The sequence below is a fragment of the Xanthobacter pollutisoli genome (genome assembly GCF_040044995.1).
GTDB lineage: Bacteria > Pseudomonadota > Alphaproteobacteria > Rhizobiales > Xanthobacteraceae > Xanthobacter.
This window is the reverse complement of sequence record NZ_JBDZDP010000062.1, coordinates 1-2,620: the sequence shown is the minus strand read 5'-3', so window position 1 is coordinate 2,620 and position 2,620 is coordinate 1. Positions and strand designations below refer to the sequence as shown.

Annotated in this window: 3 protein-coding genes; all 3 read right to left on the bottom strand. The window is 66.5% G+C overall.

The window, feature by feature from the left end:
- Nucleotides 1-87: 87 nt before the first annotated feature.
- The 3 genes from tnpC to tnpA all read right to left on the bottom strand — a co-directional run bounded on the left by tnpC (nt 88) and on the right by tnpA (nt 2,516).
- Nucleotides 88-1,671, bottom strand: coding sequence for an IS66 family transposase (tnpC, locus tag ABLE93_RS26820; protein ID WP_348842709.1), 1,584 nt, complete (start codon nt 1,669-1,671; stop codon nt 88-90).
- A 111-nt stretch (nt 1,672-1,782) separates the two neighbouring features.
- Nucleotides 1,783-2,130 (bottom strand): IS66 family insertion sequence element accessory protein TnpB, encoded by a 348-nt coding sequence (gene tnpB / locus ABLE93_RS26815; protein WP_056243994.1) that lies wholly within the window; start codon nt 2,128-2,130, stop codon nt 1,783-1,785.
- Nucleotides 2,127-2,516: an IS66-like element accessory protein TnpA gene (gene tnpA, locus ABLE93_RS26810; protein WP_348842708.1), complete on the bottom strand. Its 390-nt coding sequence runs from the start codon at nt 2,514-2,516 to the stop codon at nt 2,127-2,129. The genes tnpB and tnpA overlap by 4 nt, the downstream gene beginning before the upstream one ends.
- Nucleotides 2,517-2,620 lie beyond the last annotated feature (104 nt).

The following is a 2,620-nucleotide window of genomic DNA, read 5'->3' as shown; positions in this document are numbered from 1 at the left end:
TATCGGCGAGCCAGTCCACGTCCTCACCGAGATCTCTTGCGACGAGCGCCAAGGTCCGGACGGCGTGGACCTTGTTGATTTGCATCGTCAGGCTGCGATTGCGGTGGTCGACTGCGCGCGCCAGTTCCACGGCAGCAGTTCGTCAAGCCGATGGATCGGATGCTCGGCTACGCGGGCAAGCACGTCGGCAAGCCAGGCCTGTGGATCGATGTCATTCATTTTCGCGGTCTGGATCAGCGTCGCCATGGCGGCGGCACGCTCGGCGCCGCGGCTGGAGCCCGCAAACAGCCACGCTTTTCGACCGAGAGCAAAACCTCTGAGCGCGCGCTCGGCGGCATTGTTCGACAGGCAGGCTCGCCCGTCGTCGAGGAACGATGCAAAGCTGTCCCAGCGCCTGAGCATGTAGTCGATGGGTTTGACGACGGTCGCCGAGCGCGAGAGCATGACACGCTGCTCGCCGAGCCAGGCGCGCAGGTCATCAACGAGCGGGCGACTGCGCTCCTGCCGGATCTGGCGGCGCTCGTCGGCGCTCAGACCATTGATCTCGCGCTCGATGGCGAAGAGCGCGTCGATGCGCTTCACCGCTTCCAGAGCGATCGGCGACACAGGCGCGGTGCCGGGCCCGCGCCGTGCGCTCGCGGCGATGTCGGCGAGCTCAAAGAAGCCGCGACGGGCATGGGACCAACAGAGCGCCGACGTGACCGGCCCGCCCGGACGCGCGGGTTCGTAGAGCCCGTTGTATCCGCCATAGGCGTCGGCCTGCAGGATGCCGCGCCAAGCCGCGAGATGCGCGTCCGGATGCTCTTGCCGCCGGTCGCGCGAGGCGAAGTAAAGCGCCGCCGGCGGATCGGCGCCCCCGAAGGGCCTGTCGTCGCGCACATAGGTCCAGATCCGGCCCGTGTCGGTCTTGCTCTTGGCAAGGATCGGCACCGTCGTGTCGTCGGCATGCAGCCTCTCAGCAGCCATGACGTGCCGGGCGATCAGCTCATGCAGCGGCTTCAGCGCCACCGTGGCCGCGCCGACCTGGTCGGCGAGCGTCGAGACCGAGAGGTCGATGCCCTCACGGCCGTAGCGCTCGCTCTGGCGGTTGAGCGGTTGATGCTGACCGAACTTCTCAAACAGCAGCATGGCCAGCAGGTTCGGCCCCACAAAGCCGCGCGGCGTCACATGGAAGGGCGCGGGCGGCTGCGTGATGGCCTCACACTCGCGGCAGGTGAACTTCTCCCGCACCGTCTGGATCACCTTCCACTGGCGCGGGATCACCTCCAGGGTCTCGGTGACGTCCTCGCCCAGCTTCGACAGCTTCATGGAGCCACAGCACGGGCATGACGTCGGCGCTGCGATCACGACCCGCTCGCGCGGCAGATGCTGCGGGAAGGGCTTGCGGACAGGACGACCGCGGCGCCCTGCAGGCAGTGACGCCTGGCGCGACATCGCCTCCGCCGCCAGCTCGTCCTCGGTCGCCTTCGCTTCGAGTTCCTCGAGCTGAAGTTCCATCTGGTCGATGAGGCGCACAGTGCGCTCGGAGCGCTGACCATAGAGCTCGCGCTTGAGCTTCTCGATCATCAGCTTCAGATGCGCGATCGTCACCTCGGTCGATGATGCTGCGGCCTTCGCGGCGAGGGCTTCGGCTTGCGCCTCAATCCTCGCCTGGCGCTCCGCCAGAATCATCGCATGCGCCGCCGCCAAATCGGTCGGCAGGGTTGGCGGCACGGGCGATTCAGCGGGCGCGTTCACAAGGCGATGGAATCACATCCGCCATCAAAAACAAGGCGCAAAGCGCTATCCGATCGCAGTCGGACGCCAGGTCTCCACCGGATTGCGCCAGTCGATGCCGGAGAGCAGGTAACCCATCTGCGCGGGCGTGATCGCGACGACGCCGTCGGCCGGCGACGGCCACAAAAAGCGGCCCTTCTCCAGTCGCCGCACATAAAGGCTCGCCGCCTGCCCGTCGTGCCAGATCACCTTCAAGAGATCGCCGCGACGCCCGCGGAAGCAGAAGACGTGGCCGCCAAGCGGATCGCGCTTCAAGACCTCCTGCGCCACCAGCGCCAGCGAGGCGAACCCTTTGCGCATATCGGTGTGGCCGGTCGCCAGCCACACCTTCACGCCAACCGGAACCGGGATCACCTGAGCGCCTCGAGGCCTCGCGCCAACCTGAGCAGCACATCGATATCGACGCCGCCTTCGGCGATGACGCGCCGACCGGCAGACAACACGATCTCGACCCGCGGCGGGCGATCCAGCATCGCTGCTGGACTGTGATCCCTGCTGCCCTGATCCAGCACCGGCGTCGAACTGAGCGGCACCGAATCCGGCGCAATCGACACCGGCAAAAACGCCGTGGGGCTTTGCCGTTCATCGAGCCGCTCGCGCCATCGGTAGATCTGCTGCGCTTGGATGCCATGCCGCTTCGCCGTCGCAATCACGTTCCCGCTCGACAGCGCCTCGGTCACGACCGCGCGCTTCTCCTCCATGCTCCAGCGCCGGCGCCGGACATAAGTCTCATCATCCATGCAAAGCTCTCCAGCACCGCTGCCGGCATTGCTGCCGGACTACGAACGCGAAAAGCTGAACGCTGAAATGCTTCTCAACAAGGCGGCCTACGGCGCATGCTTAC

What these genes read in the sequence shown, in the direction of transcription:
- tnpA (WP_348842708.1), bottom strand. Translation starts at nt 2,516, where the DNA reads ATGGATGATGAGACTTATGTCCGGCGCCGGCGCTGGAGCATGGAGGAG.
- tnpC (WP_348842709.1), bottom strand. Translation starts at nt 1,671, where the DNA reads ATGATTCTGGCGGAGCGCCAGGCGAGGATTGAGGCGCAAGCCGAAGCC.